This is a genomic window from Burkholderia sp. b14 (genome assembly GCF_900156195.1).
Taxonomy (GTDB): Bacteria; Pseudomonadota; Gammaproteobacteria; order Burkholderiales; family Burkholderiaceae; genus Mycetohabitans.
This window is the reverse complement of record NZ_FTPJ01000003.1, coordinates 2,256,297-2,277,049: the sequence shown is the minus strand read 5'-3', so window position 1 is coordinate 2,277,049 and position 20,753 is coordinate 2,256,297. Positions and strand designations below refer to the sequence as shown.

Here is a 20,753-nt window from a genome sequence, read left to right as displayed (position 1 = left end):
TACAGTTTGCCAGACACCTATGGTGTAATGCGGGCATGGAAATGGGCCAATTCAAAACTGTTGCGCTGATCGGCCGCAACAACACGCCTGGCATCGGTGAGCCGCTTGCCGCGCTCGCCGGCTGCCTGACGCAACGCGGATTTCAGATCGTGTTCGAAGCCGACACGGCGCGCGAAAATGGGCTGCACGCCTATCCGGCGCTCACGCCGGCCGAGATCGGCACGCGCGCCGACATCGCCGTCGTGCTCGGCGGCGACGGCACAATGCTGGGCATCGGCCGACAACTCGCGCCATACCGCACCCCGCTCATCGGTGTCAACCACGGCCGGCTTGGCTTCATCACCGATATCGCCATCGCCGACATGAACCGGTTGGTACCGCAAATGCTGTCGGGCAGCCATGAGCGCGAGGAGCGCTCATTGTTGGAGGCCCGTATCATGCGCACTGGCGAGCCAATCTACCACGCGCTGGCGTTTAACGACGTCGTCGTGAACCGCAGCGGCTTCTCCGGGATGGCAGAGTTACGCGTGTTGGTCGATGGCAACTTCATGTCGGACCAGCGCTCAGACGGGCTGATCGTCGCCACGCCAACCGGTTCCACCGCGTACGCGCTCTCGTCCAACGGTCCGTTACTGCATCCGCAATTGCAAGGGATCGTGCTGGTGCCGATCGCGCCGCACGCATTGTCGAACCGGCCGATCGTGCTGCCCGACACGTGCCGGATCGCGATCCAGATCATCGGCGGGCGCGACGTCAACGTGAATTTCGACATGCAGTCGTTCACCGCGTTGCAACTCGAGGATACGATCGAGGTGCGGCGCTCCAGGCACACGGTGCCGTTCCTCCATCCGGTCGGCTACAGTTATTACCGAACCTTGCGCAAGAAATTGCACTGGAATGAGCACTCGTCGCTTGGCGAGGACGAGCCCGGCTGAGCCGGTGCCAGTCACCGCTGCACGCCGGCTCAATCATTGCACACCCAATCCGCCTTTCACGACGACCGCTTTCGTTCGCCTATGCTGCGTCATCTGTCGATCCGGGACTTTGTCATCGTCGCCTCGCTCGACATCGAGTTCGAGCGTGGCTTTACCGTTTTTTCCGGCGAAACCGGCGCCGGCAAATCCATCTTGATCGACGCGTTGGCGCTGGCACTGGGCGCGCGAGCCGACGCGACGGTGGTACGCACTGGCCAGAGCCGTGCGGACATCACTGCTGAGTTCGACGCGCATGAGGGCGCCGCGCAGTGGCTGGCCGAGCATGCGTTTGACGACGGCAGCGGGCACGTGGTGCTACGCCGCGTGATCGACGCCAACGGCCGCTCGCGTGCATTCATCAACGGCACAGCCGCCACGCTTGGCCAGTTACGGGACATCGGCGAAATGCTGGTGGACATCCATGGCCAGCACGCCCACCAGTTACTGATGCGCGGCGACGCGCAGCGCGCGCTATTCGATGCGCACGCGGGCCTGACGGCGCTGACCGCGGACGTCGCGCGGGCGTGGCGCGGCTGGCGCGACGCGGCGACGGCCGTGCAGGCCGCGCAAGCGCGGGAGCGCGAGGTGCACCTCGAGCGCGAGCGGCTGGTGTGGCAATTGTCAGAGCTTGAGAAGCTGGCGCCGCAATCCGGCGAATGGGATGAAATCAGCGCCGAGCACCGCCGGCTGTCGCACGCGGCAAACCTGATCGACGGTGTGCAAGCGGCGCTAGGCGCCTTGTCCGAATCGGACGACGCCATGATCACGCAACTGGGTGCCATCATCGCGAAACTGCGCGGCCTGGCCGAAATCGACAGCGCGCTCGGCGACGCATTGGCCGCGCTGGAGCCGGCCGAAATTCAACTGCAGGAAGCGGCCTACTCGCTGACTCACTACGCGCAGCGGCTCGAGCTGGACCCGGCGCGACTCGCGCAGGTCGAAGCCCGGCTCGATGCACTGCATTCGACTGCGCGCAAATTCAGGATGCAACCGGATGCCCTGCCCGACGAGTTGCTGGCACGGCGCGCCCAATTGCAAGCGCTGGATGCGGCGACGGACATCGACGCGTTGCGCGCCGCGCAGGCGTGCGCGGAGCAAGCCTACATGACGCTTGCGGGGCAACTATCCAAAGCCCGCGCCAAGGCGGCCAAGGCGCTGAGCAGCGCGGTGACCACCGGGATGCAGGACTTATCGATGGCTGGCGGGCGGTTCGAGGTCGCGTTGGAGCCCTTGCCTGAAGGCGGCCAGCATGGGCTCGAGCAGGTCGAGTTCCGCGTAGCCGGCCACGCCGGCGTGCCGTTGCGGCCGCTGGCGAAGGTGGCATCCGGCGGTGAGTTGGCACGCATCAGCCTCGCGCTGTCAGTGATCGCGAGCACCGCGAGCCCGACGCCGACACTAATCTTCGACGAGGTCGATAGCGGCATCGGCGGCGCCGTCGCGGAGGTCGTTGGACGACTGCTGCACCAGCTCGGCCAGATCCGACAAGTGTTATGCGTGACCCACCTACCGCAAGTTGCCGCCCGCGGCGAGCACCACTTCAGCGTGGCCAAGTCCACCGATGCGCAAGGCGCAGCGCGCAGCGAAGTGACCGCGCTGGATCGCGCGAGCCGCGTCGAGGAAGTCGCGCGCATGCTCGGAGGCGTCGAGATTACCGCCACCACGCGCAAGCACGCGAAGGAAATGCTGGCCGCTTGAAGCCTCTTCACGCACCGAAGACCTGCTCCCATAGTCGCGTGACCGCGTCGCGCTCGACCTGCACACGCTCGGGCGGCACGCGCGCCTTGTCCATTCCATCGAGCCGCAGCGCATGCTGCAGCTTACGATAGGTCCGATAGGCGCCGCCGACCTGTTCCGCCTGTGTCTCGGACATCAACCCGATGCGGGCCGCATCACGCAGCAACGCGATGTTACCGGTGTTGCGCCGCAGTACGGGATGCGCGCCGGCATGCAGCAGCACCCAGTACTGGACGATGAACTCGATGTCCACCATGCCGCCGCGATCGTGCTTCAGATCGAACAGCGCTGTGGGATTGGGATGGCCTTCGGCCACCTTTTGCCGCATCGTGGCGATCTCCGTGGCCAGCACCCGCGCATCGCGCGGCTGAGCGAGCACCTGGGCACGAATCGCATCGAACTGCGCGCCGATGCGCACATCCCCGGCACAGAAGCGCGCGCGCGACAACGCCTGATGCTCCCATACCCACGCGGTGTTGGCGGCATCCCCCTCGCGCAATTGGTACCGTCGGAAGGCGGCGAGGCTCGTGACCAGCAGCCCGGCCTCGCCGTTCGGCCTAAGCCTCAGATCCACATCGAACAGCGTGCCGGCGCCAGTGGACATGGTCAGCCACGTGATCAGCCGCCGCGCGAACAGCGCGTAGATCTCTGCGGCACACTCATCGGGATCGTCGTACAGAAAGATGAGGTCCAGGTCTGACGCATAACCGAGCTCCTTACCGCCGAGCTTGCCGTACGCAATGATTGAGAAGCGCGGCACGTCGCAATGACGGCGAGCCAACTGCGGCCATACGGTCTGCAGCGTCACATCCAGGACCGCGTCGGCCAGTTCCGACAACCGGTCGCTGATGTGCTCGACCGATAGATGACCCCTGAGATCCAGCAGCAGGATCCGGAACACCTCAGCCTGGTGCGCGTGACGCAGCAAATCCATCTGATGCTCAGTGCCGTCTGCATCAGCAAGCCGGGCGAGCAGCATCCGCTTGAACTCGGTCCAGTCGAACGGGCTCACCAGCGCCTCGTCGTCGAGCAACTCGTCGAGCACCTGCGGATGGCGAATCAGATAGCCGGCAGCCCAACGCGACTCGCCGAGCACAGCGAACACGCGTGCCAGCGCAGCCGGATACTCAACCAGCAACGCCAGGTACGAGCCACGCCGCGCGACCGCTTCGAGCAGATCGAGAAAACGCAGCAACGTCGCATCGGCCCTTTCATTGCAATGCGTCGGCGTCGCCTCCAATGCACGCAGCACGAGCTTGTCGAAACGCGTCCGATGCCGTTCCGGCAGGCCGGCGTAGCGCGCAGACTGCCAGACCGCATGCAATCGCGACAGGATGGCTGGCGGGTCGTTGAACCCCAGCGATGCAAGCCGAGTGCGCAACTCATCGTCGGCTGCCTCATCGGCGAGTGCACTGCTCCAAATCCATGTGGCGGTCTCCTCCCACGCTGTGCTGCCAATCTTGCCGAGCGCCTGATCGCCTGCGCCGGCCGGCGCCGCCGCGTCGCCACGCTTGTCCGCGAAGATCTGGTCAAACTGCTGCCCGACGAACGCGCGGTGGCGCTCCAGCACAGCCAGTAGTGCCCGATAGTCAGCAAAACCGAGTGATGCTGCCAGTTGCGTGCGCTCGCCTTCATCGACAGGCATCGCATGGGTTTGCGCGTCGTTCACGTATTGCAACCGGTGCTCGATGCAGCGCAGCATTTGATACGCCTGTGCGAGTCGCTGAACCGCGCCACGCGCTATCAAGCCGCGCGCCGCGGCATGATCGAGTACCGCCAGCGTCGGCCGGATACGGAACCCGGCGTCTTGACCGCCCCGGATCAATTGGAAGACCTGCGCGGTAAACTCGATCTCGCGGATGCCGCCGCGACCTAGCTTGATGTCATCGGCCTTGTCGCGGCGCGACGACGCGCGGCGGGTGGCCTCCTGACGGATCTGCACATGCAGCGCCCGGATCGCCGCAATCACGCCGAAATCGAGATAACGGCGATAGACGAACGGCCTGACCTGTGCATCAAGTTGCGCCGCCAGTCGCGCGCCGGCGTCGCTACCCACGTCCGACACCAGCCGTGCCTTGATCCACGCATAGCGTTCCCATTCGCGCCCCTGCACATAGAAGTACTCCTCCAGCATGCCGATGCTGCAGACAAGCGGACCTGAATCGCCGTTTGGACGCAGCCGCATGTCCACGCGGAACACGTGTCCGTGCGCGGTATGCTCGGCCAGCGCACCGATCAACCGGCGCCCGACTCGGGTGAAGAAGTCTTGGTTTGAGATCGGCGCGCGGGAGCCGCCCTCGGTTTCGCCGTCGTCCTCGTAGACGAAAATCAAGTCGATGTCCGAAGACACGTTCAACTCGCGTCCGCCGAGCTTGCCCATGCCGACCACTCCGAGCGTCTGCGGCTGTCGCTGCGCGTTCAGCGGCATGCCATACAGCGCGTGCAACTCGGCACTGATCGAGGCAAGGGCGCGGCGGATCGCCACCTCGGCCAAATCCGTCATCGCGCCGGTCACCTCCGACACATCGGCCAACCCGGCCAGGTCGCGCTCCATCACCGCGCAGAATAGCTCGGTGCGCACCAGGCGCAGTGCGCGCTTGAGCACGTTGTCGTCTACGGGCTCGTCCTGCGGCGCACCCAGTTGCGCGAGCCGCTGCTCGATCCATTGCCGCGTCAGCGGCGCGCGCGCAAGTTCACGCACCCGCGCAGCCAGTTCAGGCCGTGCCGCGTACTGCCGGACGGCATAGCGAGAATAGACGGCGCTCAACAGCGGTTCGGCGTCGGAAGCAAGCGGGGAACTTGGCGGCGGCATGTCAGTCATCGTGTCATTGGTACGGCATATGCAATGAAACCCTTGGCGGCGGTAGGTTTGACTCGCATGCCGTATGTTACATTTGGTTTTTCCGCCGCTCCCTATCATACGTTCCGCGCTCCTCGCATGCCCAACCGCCAGGAAACACTCGACCCGAACGATGCGCGCAACGCAAAAGCCGGGGGCGGACGGCTGCACGGGCCGACTGAGCGGATGCTGCGCCGCGTACTCGCGTTCTGCGCGACCCTGGCCATCACACTGTACTTTGGCGCCGCGGCCACGTACGTCGGTCTGCGCTACATCATCTTTCCCCAGTTGGATTCGCTGCGGCCGCGCATCGAGCAACGGATCTCGGATACGCTTCGCGCGCACGTGCACATCGGTCGGCTGATCGGGCGCTGGAGCGGGCTGCAGCCAACGCTGGACATCGAGCAACTGACGATCATGGACCCGGACGGCCAGCGCATGCTCGCGGTGCCTGCCGCCAGTGCAACGCTGTCTTGGCGCTCATTGCCGCGTCTGGCGCCGGTGCTCTCGAGTCTGATAGTGGAACAACCCGAGGTCTTCGCCAAACGGCACCCCAACGGCACCTATACGATTGCCGGCGTGCAGGTGGATCCACGCCAGCACGACAATAGCGCGTTCCTGCGCTGGCTGATGACGCAGCGCGCCATCGCGTTGCACGGCGGCGTCCTGCACTGGACCGACGCGCAGCGCGGCTTGCCGACGCTGACGTTACGCGACATCCACGTGGCCATCGACAACCGCGGCCTAATTCACCGGCTCGGCGTGCAGGCGCAGCCGGACGGACGCTTGCTGCGCGGGCCGCTCGACTTGCGCGCACGCTTGCGTCATTCGCCACTGAAGCCACTCACCGAGCCGGCGGGTTGGACCGGCACGATGTTTGTGTCGAGCAGCGACATGGCGCTGCCCGAACTGGCCCGCTACACGGATGCGCGCCTGGATGCGCAAAGCGGCACGCTGGACGTGACTGCGTGGTTCGACTTTGCGGCCGGTGAATGGAGCGGTGCGCGCGGCGCATTGTCCGGGTCCGAGTTGCGGCTGCGCATGGACCCGACGCTGCCGCGGCTGGACGTGCCCAGCATCGGACTGGACTGGTCGCTGCAGCGCAACGACATGCGCAATCTCGATTACACGCTGAATCTGGGCAATCTGCGCGCCGAACTCGGCGGGCAGCCCCCGCTCGCGGACGGCACGCCGATTACCCGACTGCTGAACATCGGCGAATTCAACGGCCAGTTCCGCCGTGCGACGCTGGGCCGTGGCCAATTGATTCGCATCAGCGGCGATACGGTCGATCTCGGGCTGCTCGCGCAGTTCGTGCGCACGTTGCCGCTGCCACATCACGTGCTCAATGAACTGGACCGGTTCGACCCACGCGGCACGCTGACAAACTACGCGATACAGGTCGAGCGCCGCGCGCCGCGAACCCGCGAGGCCGCCAGCGTGGCGGCCGTCGAAGGCGGCGAGCCGATCGTACGCTATCGCGTCAAGGCCGCACTCGAGGGTGTCAGCGTCAACGCGCAGGAGCCGCCGCCCGGCCTTACACCGGGCGGCCACCCGCACGTGGGCCTGCCCGGCGCGGAAAACATCTGGGGCGAAATTGACGCCGACCAGAACGGCGGTCACGCGGCGATCGATACCCCCCACGCCGCGGTCACGATCCCGGGGGCGTTCGACAATCCACGACTTACGTTCAACCGGTTCGCGGCCGAAGCGACATGGACCGCGCATCCGCTGGCCTCGGACGCGGCCCGCCCGGCTGTTACCGTCAACCTCTCGCGATTCATCGTCGATAACGAGGACGTGCGCGCCAGCGCGACCGGCATCTATTCGAATCCCGGCCACGGACGCGGCAAGCTCGACATGGAGGCGAGGTTCGACCGGCTGTCGCTGCCCCGCCTCGCGCGCTATCTGCCGACCGGCGTCGGCGAACATACCCGCGCCTACCTGGACCATGCATTGACGGCCGGAACCTCGCGCAATGCGACGATCGCCATCCATGGCGAACTGGCCGAGTTCCCGTACACGCACGACCCACAAGCCGGCATCTTCAAGATCGTTGCGCCGTTTCGAGACGGCGGATTCGATCCGACACCGTACCCGCCGAAGCGGATGAGCAACGGCACGCCGCAGGTATGGCCCGCGTTCGACGGCATCGACGGGCTGTTCCGGATGGACCAAAACGTGCTGCGCTTTGATATCCAGCGCGCACGCTACCAACGTGTCGCCCTCACGCAGTTGACCGGCCGCATCGACGATTGGGGCACGCTGAACTCGGATCTGGCGATCAATGGCGTGGCTAGTGGCCCGCTGGCCGACATGCTCGACTACGTGAATCGCAGCTCGCTCGCGGTACTGTCCGACCATCTGGGCGAGACCGTGCAGGCTAAAGGCAACGCGACGCTGGCGCTGCGGCTGGCGATTGCGCGCCATCCGGATAAGCCACATGTCGGCGTGAACGGCTCGGTTACGCTAGCGGACAATACGGTGTCATTCGTGCCCGGCAAGCGGCTCGCGGCGCTGCCGCCGATCACGCAGATCCATGGCAAGGTCGATTTCACCGAACACACGATGACGTTCAGGCGCGCCACCGGCCAATTCCTCGGCGGCGACATCCGCGCCGACGGCGCGATCCAGCAGGATGAATCAAGCAGCTTCGACGTGTCGGGCCACCTGCTCGCCGATGCAGCCCGGACTGCAGTGCCGCCCGGGCCGCTGGCCACGCTGCTCACCCGCATGTCGGGCGGCGCCCCTTACTCGGTGGCCATGCGCACGCGCAAGAACGAACCGCCCGACATCTCGGCCACCTTGGATCTGAGCGGGCTGGCGCTGCAACTGCCGGCGCCATTCAGGAAACCGGCAGGCGCGCCGATGCCGTTCTCGATGCGCCTGCGGCCGACGGCTGCCGGTGAACGACCCACGACAGGCATCAGTCGGCTGGATGCGCGACTCGGTCCGCTCAATGCCATTTATCTGGTGCGGTGCGGCAACCACGACAAGCTGGCCATCATGCGCGGCGCGATCGCCGTGAACCGGAAAGCGGTGCTGCCCAGTGAAGGCGTGACCGCGGCGGTGGATGTGGCGCACTTCGACGCAGACGCGTGGCGCGCGCTGCTCGGCGCCATGTCGGTCCCCGCCGACGCCATATCAACTGAGCCGGTGGCCGCTGCGCCATCCTCGTGCCCCACTGCAGCTTGCGCCGGCCCATCGGTTTGTTCGCCGGACACGGCCACCTCGCTCAGCCTGCCCGACAGCGTCGCGGCACTCGTGCCTACCCGCGTCGGCCTGCACTTCGATACGTTGACATTGTTGAACCGCCGCTGGGAAAACGTGGTAGTCGATGCGACACAAACACCGGGCGCATGGCAAGCGAATATTGCATCGGACGAAGTATCCGGCCATATCGCGTGGCACGCGAAGACGCCGCGCAGCCCATACGGGCAGCTTGACGCGCGGCTAGCCAAACTGGTGATCCCGGACAGCCACGAGGCGACACTGGTGAGTCGCGCGCTCGAAGAGCCGGCGCAGCATGTCCCGGCGATTGACCTGATCGTCAACGAACTTACCGTGCGCGGACACAACTTGGGCAAGCTAGAAGTCAATGCACGCAGCATCGACGAAAACGGCGCGCCAGTCTGGCAATTGGACAAGCTGGATGTGACAAACCCAGCAGCCAAGCTGTCGGCAACCGCGAACTGGAGAACGACGCGCCGCTCCAATGCCAATGCCAGCACTAGCGCCAGCGGCAACAGCAACAGCAACAGCAACAGCAACAGCAACGATAGCGGCAGCAACGGCAGCAGCAGCGACGATAACCCGCTGTGCACTGTGCTGGATTTCAAGCTCGATATCGCCGACGGCGGTGCCTTGCTCGACCGTCTCGGCCTGCCCCGCACGCTCAAGGGCGGCAATGGCACGCTATCAGGCAACGTTGGCTGGCGAGGCGGACCGACGCACATCGATTATCCGACACTGAGCGGGAACCTGTCGCTCAGACTGTCGCATGGCCAGATCCTGAAGGTCGATCCGGGCGCCGCCAGGCTGCTCGGCGTGCTCAGTTTGCAATCGCTCGCCCGCGTGGCGACGTTGGATCTGAACACATTGTTTGGCGAAGGACTGCCGTTTGACAATGTGTCCGCTACCGGCACGATCCGCAACGGCGTTGCTAGGACCGATGATTTCACGCTGAGCAGTACATCCGCAAAGGTCACGATGCAAGGCAACGCGGATCTTGGACGCGAGCAGCAGGACCTGCTGGTGACGGTGGCGCCATCGCTGAGCGTGGGTACCGCGGCACTGGCCACGGCCGTGGTCAACCCGCTGCTCGGCCTGGGTACCTTCGTCGCCGGCCTGGTCTTGGCGGACCCCATTTCGCAGTCGTTCGCACGCCACTACGCGGTCACCGGCTCGTGGTCACATCCGCAGGTCGAGCAGGTGCCGGGCGATCGCGGTAAGATGGGCCGACCTGAATCTTATGTGTCATGGCAATGAACAACTCCGTTTTCCGCTCAAGCGGTGCCGCGCCCAGCACGTTCGCGCTGGCGGCGCTGCAAATGGTCAGCACGCCGGACGTGTCGCGGAATCTACAGGCCGCCGGCGAGTTAATCGCTGAAGCCGCCGCCGGCGGCGCGCAACTCGTGCTGCTGCCCGAGTATTTCTGCTTCATGGGGCACCGCGACGCCGACAAGCTGGCCGTGCGGGAAACGCCGGGCGACGGCCCGATTCAGCAATTTCTCGCCGATGCCGCGGCGCGCCATCGCGTGTGGGTCATCGGCGGCACGCTGCCACTCGTGGCACCAGAATCCGGGCGGGTGATGAACACCACGCTGGTGTTTGACCCGCAAGGCCGGGCCGTGGCCCGCTACGACAAGATCCATCTGTTTAACTTCGAAAAAGATGATGAGTCGTTTGACGAGACGCGCACCATCCGGCCCGGCACCGACGTCGTCGCGTTCGATGCACCGTTTGGCCGCGTGGGCTTGTCGGTATGCTATGACTTGCGCTTTCCGGAGTTGTATCGCAAGCTTGGCGACTGCGCGCTCATCGTCGTGCCATCGGCCTTCACATACACGACTGGCCACGCACACTGGGAGATGCTGCTGCGTGCGCGCGCGGTCGAGAACCAATGCTACGTGCTGGCCGCGGCCCAGGGCGGCAAGCACGAGAACGGGCGCCGTACATGGGGCCACAGCATGCTGGTGGACCCATGGGGCGAAGTCGTCGCAGTGCGCGCGGACGGTGCCGGCGTGGTAGCGGGCACGATCGATGTCCGACGTATCACGCAGGTACGGCAGAGCTTGCCAGCGTATCGGCATCGGGTGCTGGCATGAGCGCACCGCAGCGTCGTTGCCCGCAAAGCGGCGGCGGCCCACACCGCTTCCAGCAGGGTCGCCCGCGGCTTGAATCGTGCCGTCGCAACGCCAATTTCTGTCCATTTACCAGTCAAACGGGCGAGCCCGCATGAACATCATCGAACCAAACCTCTGCCACCTCGCCACCGCCAAGGACCTGCTGCTCACGCGCTACGGGCTCGATGAGGCCATTCTGGTGCGCACGCTGGGCGAGATTTTCTCCCATCGCGTTGACTACGCGGACCTGTACTTCCAAACAACCCGCAGCGAAGCGTGGAGCCTGGAGGAAGGCATCGTCAAATCGGGCAGCTTCAGCATCGACCAGGGCGTGGGCGTGCGCGCGGTGGCCGGCGAGCGCACCGCGTTCGCGTACTCGGATGACTTGTCGCCGCAAGCGCTGGCACAAGCCGCCCAGGCCACCCGCGCGATCGCCCGTGCGGGTGGCGGAAAGGTTCGCGTGCGGGCGGCCGGTGCGTTGCACGGCGTCGCGGGCCGCGACCTGTACCGGCCGGCCGATCCGCTGCACTCGCTGGATGCGAATGCAAAAGTGGCACTGCTGGAGCGCGTCGAAAAAATGGCTCGCGCGAAAGATCCACGCATCACCCAGGTCATGGCGGGCCTGGCGGGCGAATACGACGTCGTACTGGTGGCACGCAGCGACGGAGCACTGGCCGCCGACGTGCGTCCGCTCGTGCGCATGTCGGTCACCGTAATCGCCGAGCAGAACGGGCGCCGCGAAATCGGCACCGGCGGTGGCGGAGGCCGCTACGACTATGGCTACTTCACCGACGAAGTGCTGACGCGATACGTCGACGACGCGGTGCATGCCGCGCTGGTGAACCTGGAGGCACGCCCCGCGCCCGCCGGCACGATGACCGTCGTGCTCGGGCCGGGCTGGCCGGGCGTGCTGCTGCACGAGGCGATCGGCCACGGGTTGGAAGGCGACTTCAACCGCAAGGGCTCGTCGGCGTTCGCCGGACGCATCGGCGAGCGGGTCGCGGCCAACGGTGTCACGGTGGTTGACGACGGCACGCTGGCGAACCGGCGCGGCTCGCTGAACATCGATGACGAGGGCAACCCCACGCAATGCACGACGCTGATCGAGGACGGCATCCTGACCGGCTACATACAGGACACGCTAAACGCGCGGCTGATGAAGATGAAGGTGACCGGTAACGCGCGGCGCGAATCGTATGCCGCGTTGCCGATGCCGCGCATGACCAACACCTACATGTTGGGCGGCGACAAAGATCCCGCCGAGATCATTGCGTCGGTCGAGCATGGCCTGTACGCGGTCAATTTCGGCGGCGGACAGGTCGATATCACGAACGGCAAGTTTGTGTTTTCAGCCTCCGAGGCCTACATGATCGAGAACGGCAAGATTGCCTATCCGGTCAAGGGCGCGACGCTGGTGGGCAGCGGACCGGAGTCGCTCAAATACGTGTCGATGATTGGCAACGATATGTCGTTGGACACAGGCGTGGGCGTGTGCGGCAAGGAAGGCCAGAGCGTGCCGGTCGGCGTCGGGCAGCCAACGCTGCGCATCGACCGCATGACGGTGGGTGGCACGGTATGACGCAATTATGCGTCGTCGTTGACGGCCCTCTGTTGCCAACGGGGGCTCGTCCAGAGTATAAAGTCGATATAGTCGGAACCGACACCACCTTTCCATTCGTTTGCATTTCGCGATGTCCGCCAAGTTTTACTTTTATTTCTTTTGGCATCTCAGGCCGCTGGCGGACCGAGAGGGTGGGTGACGGATAAGCGAATTACCCCACATTCCCGAAAAACCGCCGGCTTCGCCTGGCGGTTTTTTTTCGCCAGGCGCCAGGCCCCGAACACCGCGCGCGAGGCGCGTACCGTTGAACCGGAGAACAATGATGGCCCTGCACAACACCGATGATGTTCGAATCCGCGAGCTTAAGGAATTGACGCCGCCCGCGCACCTGCTGCGGGAGTTTCCCTGCGAGGAGCGCGTCGCTGGCCTGATCTTCAACGCTCGCCAATCGCTGCATCGGATTCTGCACGGCATGGACGACCGGCTCATCGTCGTGATTGGCCCGTGCTCGATCCACGACACGCGTGCGGCACTAGAGTACGCACAGCGCCTGGTGGAGCAACGCAAGCGCTTTGCCGGCGAATTGGAAATCGTGATGCGCGTGTACTTCGAGAAGCCGCGCACGACCGTGGGCTGGAAGGGGTTGATCAACGACCCCTACATGGACAACAGTTTCAAGATCAACGACGGATTACGTACCGCGCGCGAACTGCTAGTGCAAATCAACGCGCTCGGACTGCCCGCCGGCACGGAGTACCTCGACATGATCAGCCCGCAATACATCGCCGATTTGATCTCGTGGGGTGCAATCGGCGCACGCACCACCGAATCGCAGGTGCATCGGGAACTGGCCTCCGGATTGTCGTGCCCGGTCGGCTTCAAGAACGGCACCGACGGCAACGTGAAAATCGCGGTTGACGCGATCAAGGCCGCTTCGCAGCCGCACCATTTTCTGTCGGTGACCAAGGGCGGTCATTCGGCGATCGTATCGACCGCTGGCAACGAGGACTGTCACCTCATCCTGCGCGGCGGCAAGACACCGAACTATGATGCAGCAAGCGTCGATGCCGCGTGCTCCGCGATCGGCAAGTCGGGGCTGGCGGCGCGATTGATGATCGATGCAAGCCATGCGAACAGCGAGAAGAAGCACGAAAACCAAATTCCGGTCTGCGCAGACATCGCTCGGCAAGTCGCCGCCGGCGACGAGCGCATTGTCGGCGTGATGGTGGAGTCCCATCTGGTCGCGGGACGCCAGGATTTGAAAGACGGCTGCAAGCTGACCTATGGTCAGAGTGTCACCGACGCCTGCATCGGCTGGGATGATAGCGTGACGGTGCTCGAAGGACTAGCCAAAGCGGTCCGGCAACGGCGCATCGCACGCGGCAGCGGCAATTGAAGCGGGCGGCAACGCTGCGACAACGGCGATTGACCGGAGATAACCACTGACCGGCGACGGCGATTCATCGCAATGCAATCGACGGCGGTGACCACTGACGGACAGCGGAACATAGCCATGCGCCGCAATGGGCTGGCGGCACCATGCCGTGACACCGGCATGAGCGGCCCCTTACGCCCGCTCATGCCGCCACAGCACCTCCGGCTGGCCCGTCTCGCCATTCAGCACGCGAGCCAGGACGAACAGCAGGTCCGACAGGCGGTTCACGTACTGCCGCAGCGCCGCATCAACGGCTTGTTCATGGCCGAGCGCGACGATCGTGCGCTCGGCTCGCCGGCAAACGGTACGGCACAGGTGCGACAATGCAGCCGGCCGCGAGCCGCCGGGCAGAACGAACTCGCGCAGCGGTGGCAGTTGCGCATTGAAGTACTCGAGCCAGTCGTCGAGCCGCGCGACATGCTCGTCCACGATCATCACCTCGCCCGGCATGCATAGCTGCGCACCGACGTCAAACAAATCGTGCTGCACCGCGACGAGCATCTCCCGTACGCGGGCCGGCAAGGTTTCGGCCAGCAGCACGCCCAGCGACGAGTTCAGCTCGTCTACGTCGCCGATCGCCGCGATGCGCGTATCGTCCTTGGCCACGCGGCTCGTGTTCCCCAGGCCGGTGGTGCCGTCGTCACCTGTGCGCGTGACGATCTTGCTCAAGCGGTTTCCCATCATGGCTCCTGTGATTGACAATCGGCTCGAGGGCAATTTGCCGCGTCCGACGCACATTATAGTGACGTGCATGCTGCCACGCGGTCTCGTCCAGCGCCTCACCTCGCGATGCAAGCGGCTTGGGCAATGCGCATTGGCTTAAAATAGCCACTCAGTTGACCCGCTTGCATGCCATGCGTTCAGGAGACCGCCCCGTGACTCATTCGATTGCGCGTGCCGCCGTGCGCAAGCCCTTCCCCCCATCGCTGCTCGAGGCACTCAAGGCCGCATTCGACGAACGCGTCTCGGTCGCCGAAGCCGTACGCGCGCACCATGGGCGCGACGAGTCGATGTTCGATCCGCAATGGCCGGATGCAGTCGTCTACGCCCGCACAACGCAGGAGGTCGCGGCCATTGTCGCACTGTGCGCGCAGTACGAGGTGCCGGTGATTCCGTATGGCAACGGCTCGTCGCTCGAAGGCCATCTGCTCGCGGTGCAGGGCGGTGTGACGATTGATCTGTCCGAGATGAACCGCGTGTTATCGATCGACGCGCACGACCTGACAGCCACCGTGCAAGCCGGCGTGTCGCGCAAGGCGCTCAATGACGCGTTGCGCGACACCGGCTTGTTCTTCCCAATCGACCCCGGCGCCGACGCGAGCATCGGCGGCATGGCCGCCACGCGCGCCTCGGGCACGAACGCGGTCCGCTACGGCACGATGTGCGAGAATGTACTGGGCTTGACGGTGGTGCGGGCCGATGCACGCATCATCCACACGGGCTCGCGCGCGCGCAAGTCGTCGGCGGGCTACGATCTGACACGCCTCTTTGTTGGCTCTGAAGGCACGCTTGGCGTGATCACCGACGTCACCGTACGCCTGTACCCGTTGCCTGAAGCAATTTCCGCGGCCGTGTGCGCATTCCCAAGCATGGGCGACGCTGTGCGCACCGTGATCGAGACGATCCAGTTTGGCGTGCCGGTGGCGCGCGTGGAATTCGTCGACGCGCTCGCGATCCGTGCGATCAACCGCCACTCGAACCTGACATTGCCGCAGACGCAAACACTGTTCTTCGAGTTCCACGGCAGCGAGACCGGCGTGCGTGAGCAGGCGCAGACGGTACAGGACATTGCCGCGCAACATGGAGGGCAAGGCTTTGAATGGGCCACTCGTCCGGAAGAGCGCAGTCGGTTGTGGAACGCGCGACACAGCGCATACTTTGCGATGTTGCAGCTGCGCCCCGGTTGCCGTGCGCTGACCACTGACGTGTGCGTGCCGATTTCGCAGCTGGCTGAATGCATCGAACAGACAGAGGCGGACCTGAAGCAATCGTCACTGCTGTGTCCAATCGTAGGCCATGTCGGCGACGGCAACTTCCACGTCGCGATGCTGATTGACCCCGCTAGCCCGGCCGAGATTCAGGAGGCGGAGCAGTTGAACCAGCGGCTCGTGTCACGCGCGCTGCGCTTTGGCGGCACGTGCACCGGCGAGCACGGCGTCGGCCTGCACAAGATGGGTTTCCTCGTCGACGAGCATGGCGCGGATGCCGTTGACACGATGCGAGCGATCAAGCATGCACTCGATCCGCGCAATCTGATGAATCCTGGCAAGATCTTTGCCTTTCATGGACCGCACTAGACACGTCGCGCGGAGCATGCCATGAACGCTTCAGTCGAACCGTCCCCAGAAGCTATCGCGGCACGACAACGCGAAGTGGTTCAGGCGCTGATGACAGTTGTGCCCACGCATTGCCTGCTGTATCGCGCCGAGGATACGGCGCCGTACGAATGCGACGGGCTTGCCGCGTATCGACGGCTGCCGCTCGCGGTGGTGCTGCCCGAGACAGAATCGCAAGTGCAGCACGTGCTGCAGACATGCTACCGGCTCGACGTACCGGTGGTGCCGCGCGGCGCCGGCACGGGTCTGTCCGGTGGCGCAATGCCGCTGCGCGATGGCATCGTGCTGTCGCTCGCGCGCCTCAAAAAGATCGTCAACATTGATCCCTACGCGCGTACCGCGACGGTCCAGCCGGGTGTACGCAATCTGGCGATCTCGGAGGCGGCCGCGCCATACGGGCTGTACTACGCGCCTGATCCATCATCGCAGATCGCCTGCACGATTGGAGGCAATGTCGCCGAGAATGCGGGTGGCGTGCATGGCTTGAAATACGGCTTGACCGTACATAACGTGCTGCGTGTGCGCGCGGTCACGATGGAGGGCGAGCTGGTCGAGTTCGGCTCACTGGGGCCGGATTGTGCAGGGCTGGACCTGCTGGCGGTGCTGATTGGCAGCGAGGGCATGTTTGCCGTCGTCACGGAAGTGACGGTCCGGCTGCTCCCGAAGCCGCAAGCGGCGCAGGTCATCATGGCCAGCTTTGATGATGTAGTCAAGGGCGGCGACGCGGTCGCGGCGATCATCGCGGCCGGCATCGTGCCTGCAGGCCTCGACATGATGGACAAGCCGGCCACGCACGCGGTGGAGGAATTCGTGCAGGCCGGCTACGACCTGGATGCGCAGGCCATCCTGCTGTGCGAGTCCGACGGCACACCCGAGGAGGTCGCCGATGAGATCGTGCGCATGACTGCGGTGCTGCGTGCGTACGGCGCGACGCGGATCCAGATCTCGCGCTCGGAGACGGAGCGGCTCAAGTTCTGGTCCGGGTGCAAGAATGCATTTCCGGCCGCGGGGCGCATCTCGCCGGACTACTATTGCATGGACGGTACCGTGCCGCGGCGAGCGATCGGGCCGCTGCTCGCGCGCATCGCCGAAATGGAAAAGCAATACGGGCTACGCTGCATGAACGTCTTCCATGCGGGCGACGGCAACATGCATCCGCTGATCCTGTTCAACGGCAACGATCCCGATGAGTGGCGGCGCGCCGAGGCATTCGGCACACAAATTCTGGAGGCCTGCGTAGCGTTCGGCGGCACGATCACCGGCGAGCATGGCGTGGGCATCGCGAAGATCGATTCGATGTGCGTGCAGTTCTGTGCGCAGGAGCGCGACGCGTTCCTCGCGGTCAAGCGCGCGTTCGACCCGTCAGGGCTGCTCAATCCGGGCAAGGGCATCCCGACGCGGGCGCGCTGTGCCGAATACGGCAGGATGCGGGTCCATCGAGGTCTGCTGCCGCATCCCGAGTTGCCCAGGTTCTGACACGATGACGCAGATGACGCATCCCTACGCGAGCCTGCGCTCGCAGGTCATGCAAGCCAGCGAGCGCGGCGTGCCGCTGCAGATCCGCGGCGGCGGCACCAAGTCGTGGTATGGCCAGCACATCGAGGGGGAAGTGCTCGATACGCGCGCAGCAAGCGGCATCATCGCCTACGATCCGGCCGAACTGGTGATCACCGCGTACTGCGGCACGCCGTTGGCCGACATCGAGGCGGCACTGGTCGAGCATCGTCAAATGCTCGCGTTCGAGCCGCCGCACTTCGGTCGTGGCGCGACAATTGGCGGCTGCATCGCCGCCGGCCTGGCTGGCCCACGCCGGGCCAGCGCGGGCGCGGCGCGCGACTTCGTGCTGGGTACGACCGTGATGAACGGACGCGGCGACGTGCTGCGCTTTGGCGGTCGCGTGATGAAGAATGTCGCCGGCTACGATATCGCGCGGCTGATGGCCGGCTCACTCGGCACGCTCGGCCTGCTGCTGGACGTGTCGTTGAAAGTACTGCCACGCCCCAATGCGGAGTTGACGCTGAAGTTCGACATGAACGGCACCGACGCGGTACGCAAGCTCAACGACTGGGCTGGCCGGCCGCTGCCGCTGACCGCCAGTGCATGGCGTAACGGCACGCTGGCGTTGCGCCTAGGCGGTGCGGACAGCGCGCTCAAGAGCGCGCGCAACAGGCTCGGCGGCGAGGTGGTCGACGCGGTGGAGGCCGAGCGCTTCTGGATGGGACTGCGCGAGCAGACCGATGCGTTCTTTCAGATGATTCCAGCCGACGCGGCGCTATGGCGCCTGTCGCTGCCATCGATCACCGAACCGCTACAGTTACCCGGTGCCCAGTTGATGGAATGGGGCGGCGCGCAGCGCTGGTGGGTCACCGATACCGATGCGCAGACGGTGCGCATGGCGGCGCGGCAAGCCGGCGGCCATGCGACGCTGTTCCGCTGCGGTTCGCGCTACAATCGTAACGTCGGTGTGTTCACCCCGCTGCCCTCGCCGCTGATGAACATTCATCGCCGCCTGAAAGCGGTATTCGACCCGGCACGCATCTTCAATCGTGGCCGGCTCTACCCGGACTTCTGACTGCTGCGATGCAGACCAATCTCGCGGACTTCATTCGCAATACACCGGACGGCAACGAGGCCAATGCCATCCTGCGCAAATGCGTGCACTGCGGTTTCTGCACGGCAACCTGCCCCACCTATCAAATCCTCGGCGACGAGTTGGACGGCCCGCGCGGGCGCATCTATTTGATCAAGCAAATGCTTGAGGGCGCACCGGTCACGCGTAGCACGCAGTTGCACCTGGACCGCTGTCTGACGTGCCGCAATTGCGAGACGACTTGTCCGTCCGGCGTGCAGTACGGGCGACTGGCGCAAATCGGGCGCAAGCTTATCGAGCAGAAGGTGCCGCGCCGCTGGCGCTCGCGGCTCGTACGGCGCCTGCTGGCAAGCTTGCTGCCGAATGCGACACTGTTCACGCCGGCGATGCGGCTCGGACAGCATTTGCGTGCGCTGCTACCCAAGCGGCTGCGCGACAAAGTGCCACCACGGCAACGTCCGCGCGCGTGGCCAACAGCGCGGCACCCAACCAAGATGCTAATGCTGACCGGCTGCGTGCAGCCCGGCATGATGCCCAACATCAACGTAGCGACCGCGCGCGTGCTCGACGCGCTCGGCATCGAACCGGTCGTGGCCGGCGACGCCGGCTGCTGCGGTACCATCCGGCTGCACCTGGGGTACCACGCACAGGCGCTCGATGACGCACGCCGCAACATCGACGCCTGGTGGCCCTACATCGAGCAGGGCGCAGCGGCCATCGTCATCAATGCCTCCGGATGCGGCGTGACGGTCAAGGAATACGCACACCTGCTGCGCGACGATCCAGCGTACGCCCACAAGGCGGCGCACGTGGCCAGCCTGGCACAGGACCTGGCCGAGCTGCTGCCCCGCTATGAAGCCGAACTCGCGTCCCGCCTACGCCGGCGCGGCGTCCATACGGTCGCTTACCACCCGCCATGCACGCTGCAGCATGGGCAGAAAATCACCGGGCGCGTCGAGCGGCTGCTCCAGGCGCTTGGACTGGAAGTGTGTGTGCCATCCGACGCACACGTTTGCTGCGGCTCGGCCGGCACGTACTCAGTGCTGCAGCCAGCGCTCTCCTACACGCTGCGCAACCAGAAGCTCGAACGCTTGTCGGCACTCGAGCCGCAGATGATCGTCTCGGCAAACGTGGGCTGCATTGCGCACCTGCAAAGCGGCACGTCGACGCCGGTCGCGCATTGGATCGAACTCGTCGATCGCCTGCTGTCCGATTAAACCCTTCCACGTCATGCCCTCCCTCATTGCGCAACATCTGGACGAAGTCCGCCGACGTATTGCCGCGGTGGCTGCAGCCGCCGGCCGCGATCCGGCGAGCGTGCAATTGCTCGCCGTGTCCAAGACCTTTCCAACCGACACTCTACGCGCTGCCCACGCGGCGGGCCAGCAGGCGTTCGGTGAAAACTATGTGCAGGAGGCATTGGACAAGATCGCCGCCCTGCAGCCATTGCGTGCGTCGCTCGAATGGCATTTCATCGGGCCACTGCAGTCGAACAAGACGCGGCCGGTCGCTGAACAGTTCGACTGGGTGCATTCGGTCGACCGACTCAAGATCGCGCATCGGCTGTCCGAGCAACGGCCCGCCCACCTGCCGCCGCTCAATGTCTGCGTGCAAGTCAACGTCAGCGGCGAGGCGTCCAAGAGCGGCGTCGCGCCCGATGAGGTTGCCACGCTGGCACGCGACGTGGCGGCGCTGCCCCGGCTGCGGCTGCGCGGACTGATGTCGATCCCTGAGCCCGTGTCCGGACTGCACGCGCAGCGCGCGCCCCATCGGCGATTGCGCGAACTATTCGATGCTGTCAATGCACAAGGCCTCGGCCTCGATACGCTGTCGATGGGCATGTCGGCCGATCTGGACGCGGCCATTCTCGAAGGCGCGACGATCGTGCGGGTCGGCACCGCGATTTTCGGCGCACGAACCTATCCCACTCACTAAACGG

At 65.1% G+C, this 20,753-nt stretch carries 13 protein-coding genes; 11 read left to right on the top strand and 2 right to left on the bottom strand.

The features are described from left to right. Positions 1-35 precede the first annotated feature (35 nt). Together B0B13_RS14965 and recN are read left to right on the top strand one after the other, a co-directional pair. The gene (locus B0B13_RS14965) at positions 36-935 is read left to right on the top strand and encodes an NAD kinase (RefSeq protein ID WP_237573796.1); all 900 of its coding nucleotides are present in this window, start codon (positions 36-38) and stop codon (positions 933-935) included. Between the two features lie 81 nt (positions 936-1,016). Then, positions 1,017-2,669, top strand: coding sequence for a DNA repair protein RecN (recN, locus tag B0B13_RS14960; RefSeq protein ID WP_076796957.1), 1,653 nt, complete (start codon positions 1,017-1,019; stop codon positions 2,667-2,669). A gap of 7 nt (positions 2,670-2,676) precedes the next feature. Here the strand turns inward: recN and glnE are convergent, their stop codons facing one another. Further along, positions 2,677-5,529: a bifunctional [glutamate--ammonia ligase]-adenylyl-L-tyrosine phosphorylase/[glutamate--ammonia-ligase] adenylyltransferase gene (gene glnE / locus B0B13_RS14955; RefSeq protein ID WP_237573795.1), complete on the bottom strand. Its 2,853-nt coding sequence runs from the start codon at positions 5,527-5,529 to the stop codon at positions 2,677-2,679. Positions 5,530-5,646: 117 nt separating this feature from the next. Between glnE and B0B13_RS14950 the strand changes: the two genes are divergently transcribed. From B0B13_RS14950 to aroG, 4 genes are all read left to right on the top strand, one after another. After that, on the top strand, positions 5,647-10,035 hold the full coding sequence (locus tag B0B13_RS14950) for a YhdP family phospholipid transporter (protein WP_076796956.1): 4,389 nt from the start codon (positions 5,647-5,649) through the stop codon (positions 10,033-10,035). Beyond that, positions 10,032-10,874 carry a carbon-nitrogen hydrolase family protein gene (locus tag B0B13_RS14945; RefSeq protein WP_139336999.1) on the top strand — a complete coding sequence of 281 codons (843 nt, stop codon included), beginning with the start codon at positions 10,032-10,034 and terminating at the stop codon, positions 10,872-10,874. Before B0B13_RS14950 ends, B0B13_RS14945 begins: the two co-directional genes overlap by 4 nt. Positions 10,875-11,004: 130 nt before the next feature. Further along, positions 11,005-12,471, top strand: coding sequence for a metalloprotease TldD (tldD, locus tag B0B13_RS14940; protein WP_076785437.1), 1,467 nt, complete (start codon positions 11,005-11,007; stop codon positions 12,469-12,471). Between the two features lie 304 nt (positions 12,472-12,775). After that, entirely contained in the window at positions 12,776-13,849 is a 1,074-nt protein-coding gene (gene aroG, locus B0B13_RS14935) for a 3-deoxy-7-phosphoheptulonate synthase AroG (RefSeq protein ID WP_076796955.1), read from the top strand. 171 nt (positions 13,850-14,020) lie between these two features. Here aroG and B0B13_RS14930 read toward each other — a convergent pair whose 3' ends face one another. Continuing rightward, positions 14,021-14,569 (bottom strand): cob(I)yrinic acid a,c-diamide adenosyltransferase, encoded by a 549-nt coding sequence (locus B0B13_RS14930; RefSeq protein ID WP_076787404.1) that lies wholly within the window; start codon positions 14,567-14,569, stop codon positions 14,021-14,023. 173 nt (positions 14,570-14,742) lie between these two features. Here B0B13_RS14930 and B0B13_RS14925 point away from each other — a divergent pair, with 173 nt between their 5' ends. The 5 genes from B0B13_RS14925 to B0B13_RS14905 are packed head-to-tail and all read left to right on the top strand — an operon-like array spanning position 14,743 to position 20,749. Next, complete coding sequence (locus B0B13_RS14925) at positions 14,743-16,185, top strand: FAD-binding oxidoreductase (RefSeq protein ID WP_139337438.1); 1,443 nt, start codon at positions 14,743-14,745, stop codon at positions 16,183-16,185. A 21-nt stretch (positions 16,186-16,206) separates the two neighbouring features. After that, positions 16,207-17,700 carry an FAD-linked oxidase C-terminal domain-containing protein gene (locus B0B13_RS14920; protein WP_076796954.1) on the top strand — a complete coding sequence of 498 codons (1,494 nt, stop codon included), beginning with the start codon at positions 16,207-16,209 and terminating at the stop codon, positions 17,698-17,700. Positions 17,701-17,713: 13 nt separating this feature from the next. Continuing rightward, positions 17,714-18,796, top strand: coding sequence for a glycolate oxidase subunit GlcE (gene glcE, locus B0B13_RS14915; protein WP_076797358.1), 1,083 nt, complete (start codon positions 17,714-17,716; stop codon positions 18,794-18,796). 8 nt (positions 18,797-18,804) lie between these two features. Further along, the gene (gene glcF, locus B0B13_RS14910; protein WP_076796953.1) at positions 18,805-20,031 is read left to right on the top strand and encodes a glycolate oxidase subunit GlcF; all 1,227 of its coding nucleotides are present in this window, start codon (positions 18,805-18,807) and stop codon (positions 20,029-20,031) included. Between the two features lie 13 nt (positions 20,032-20,044). Beyond that, complete coding sequence (locus tag B0B13_RS14905; protein WP_076785440.1) at positions 20,045-20,749, top strand: YggS family pyridoxal phosphate-dependent enzyme; 705 nt, start codon at positions 20,045-20,047, stop codon at positions 20,747-20,749. Positions 20,750-20,753 lie beyond the last annotated feature (4 nt).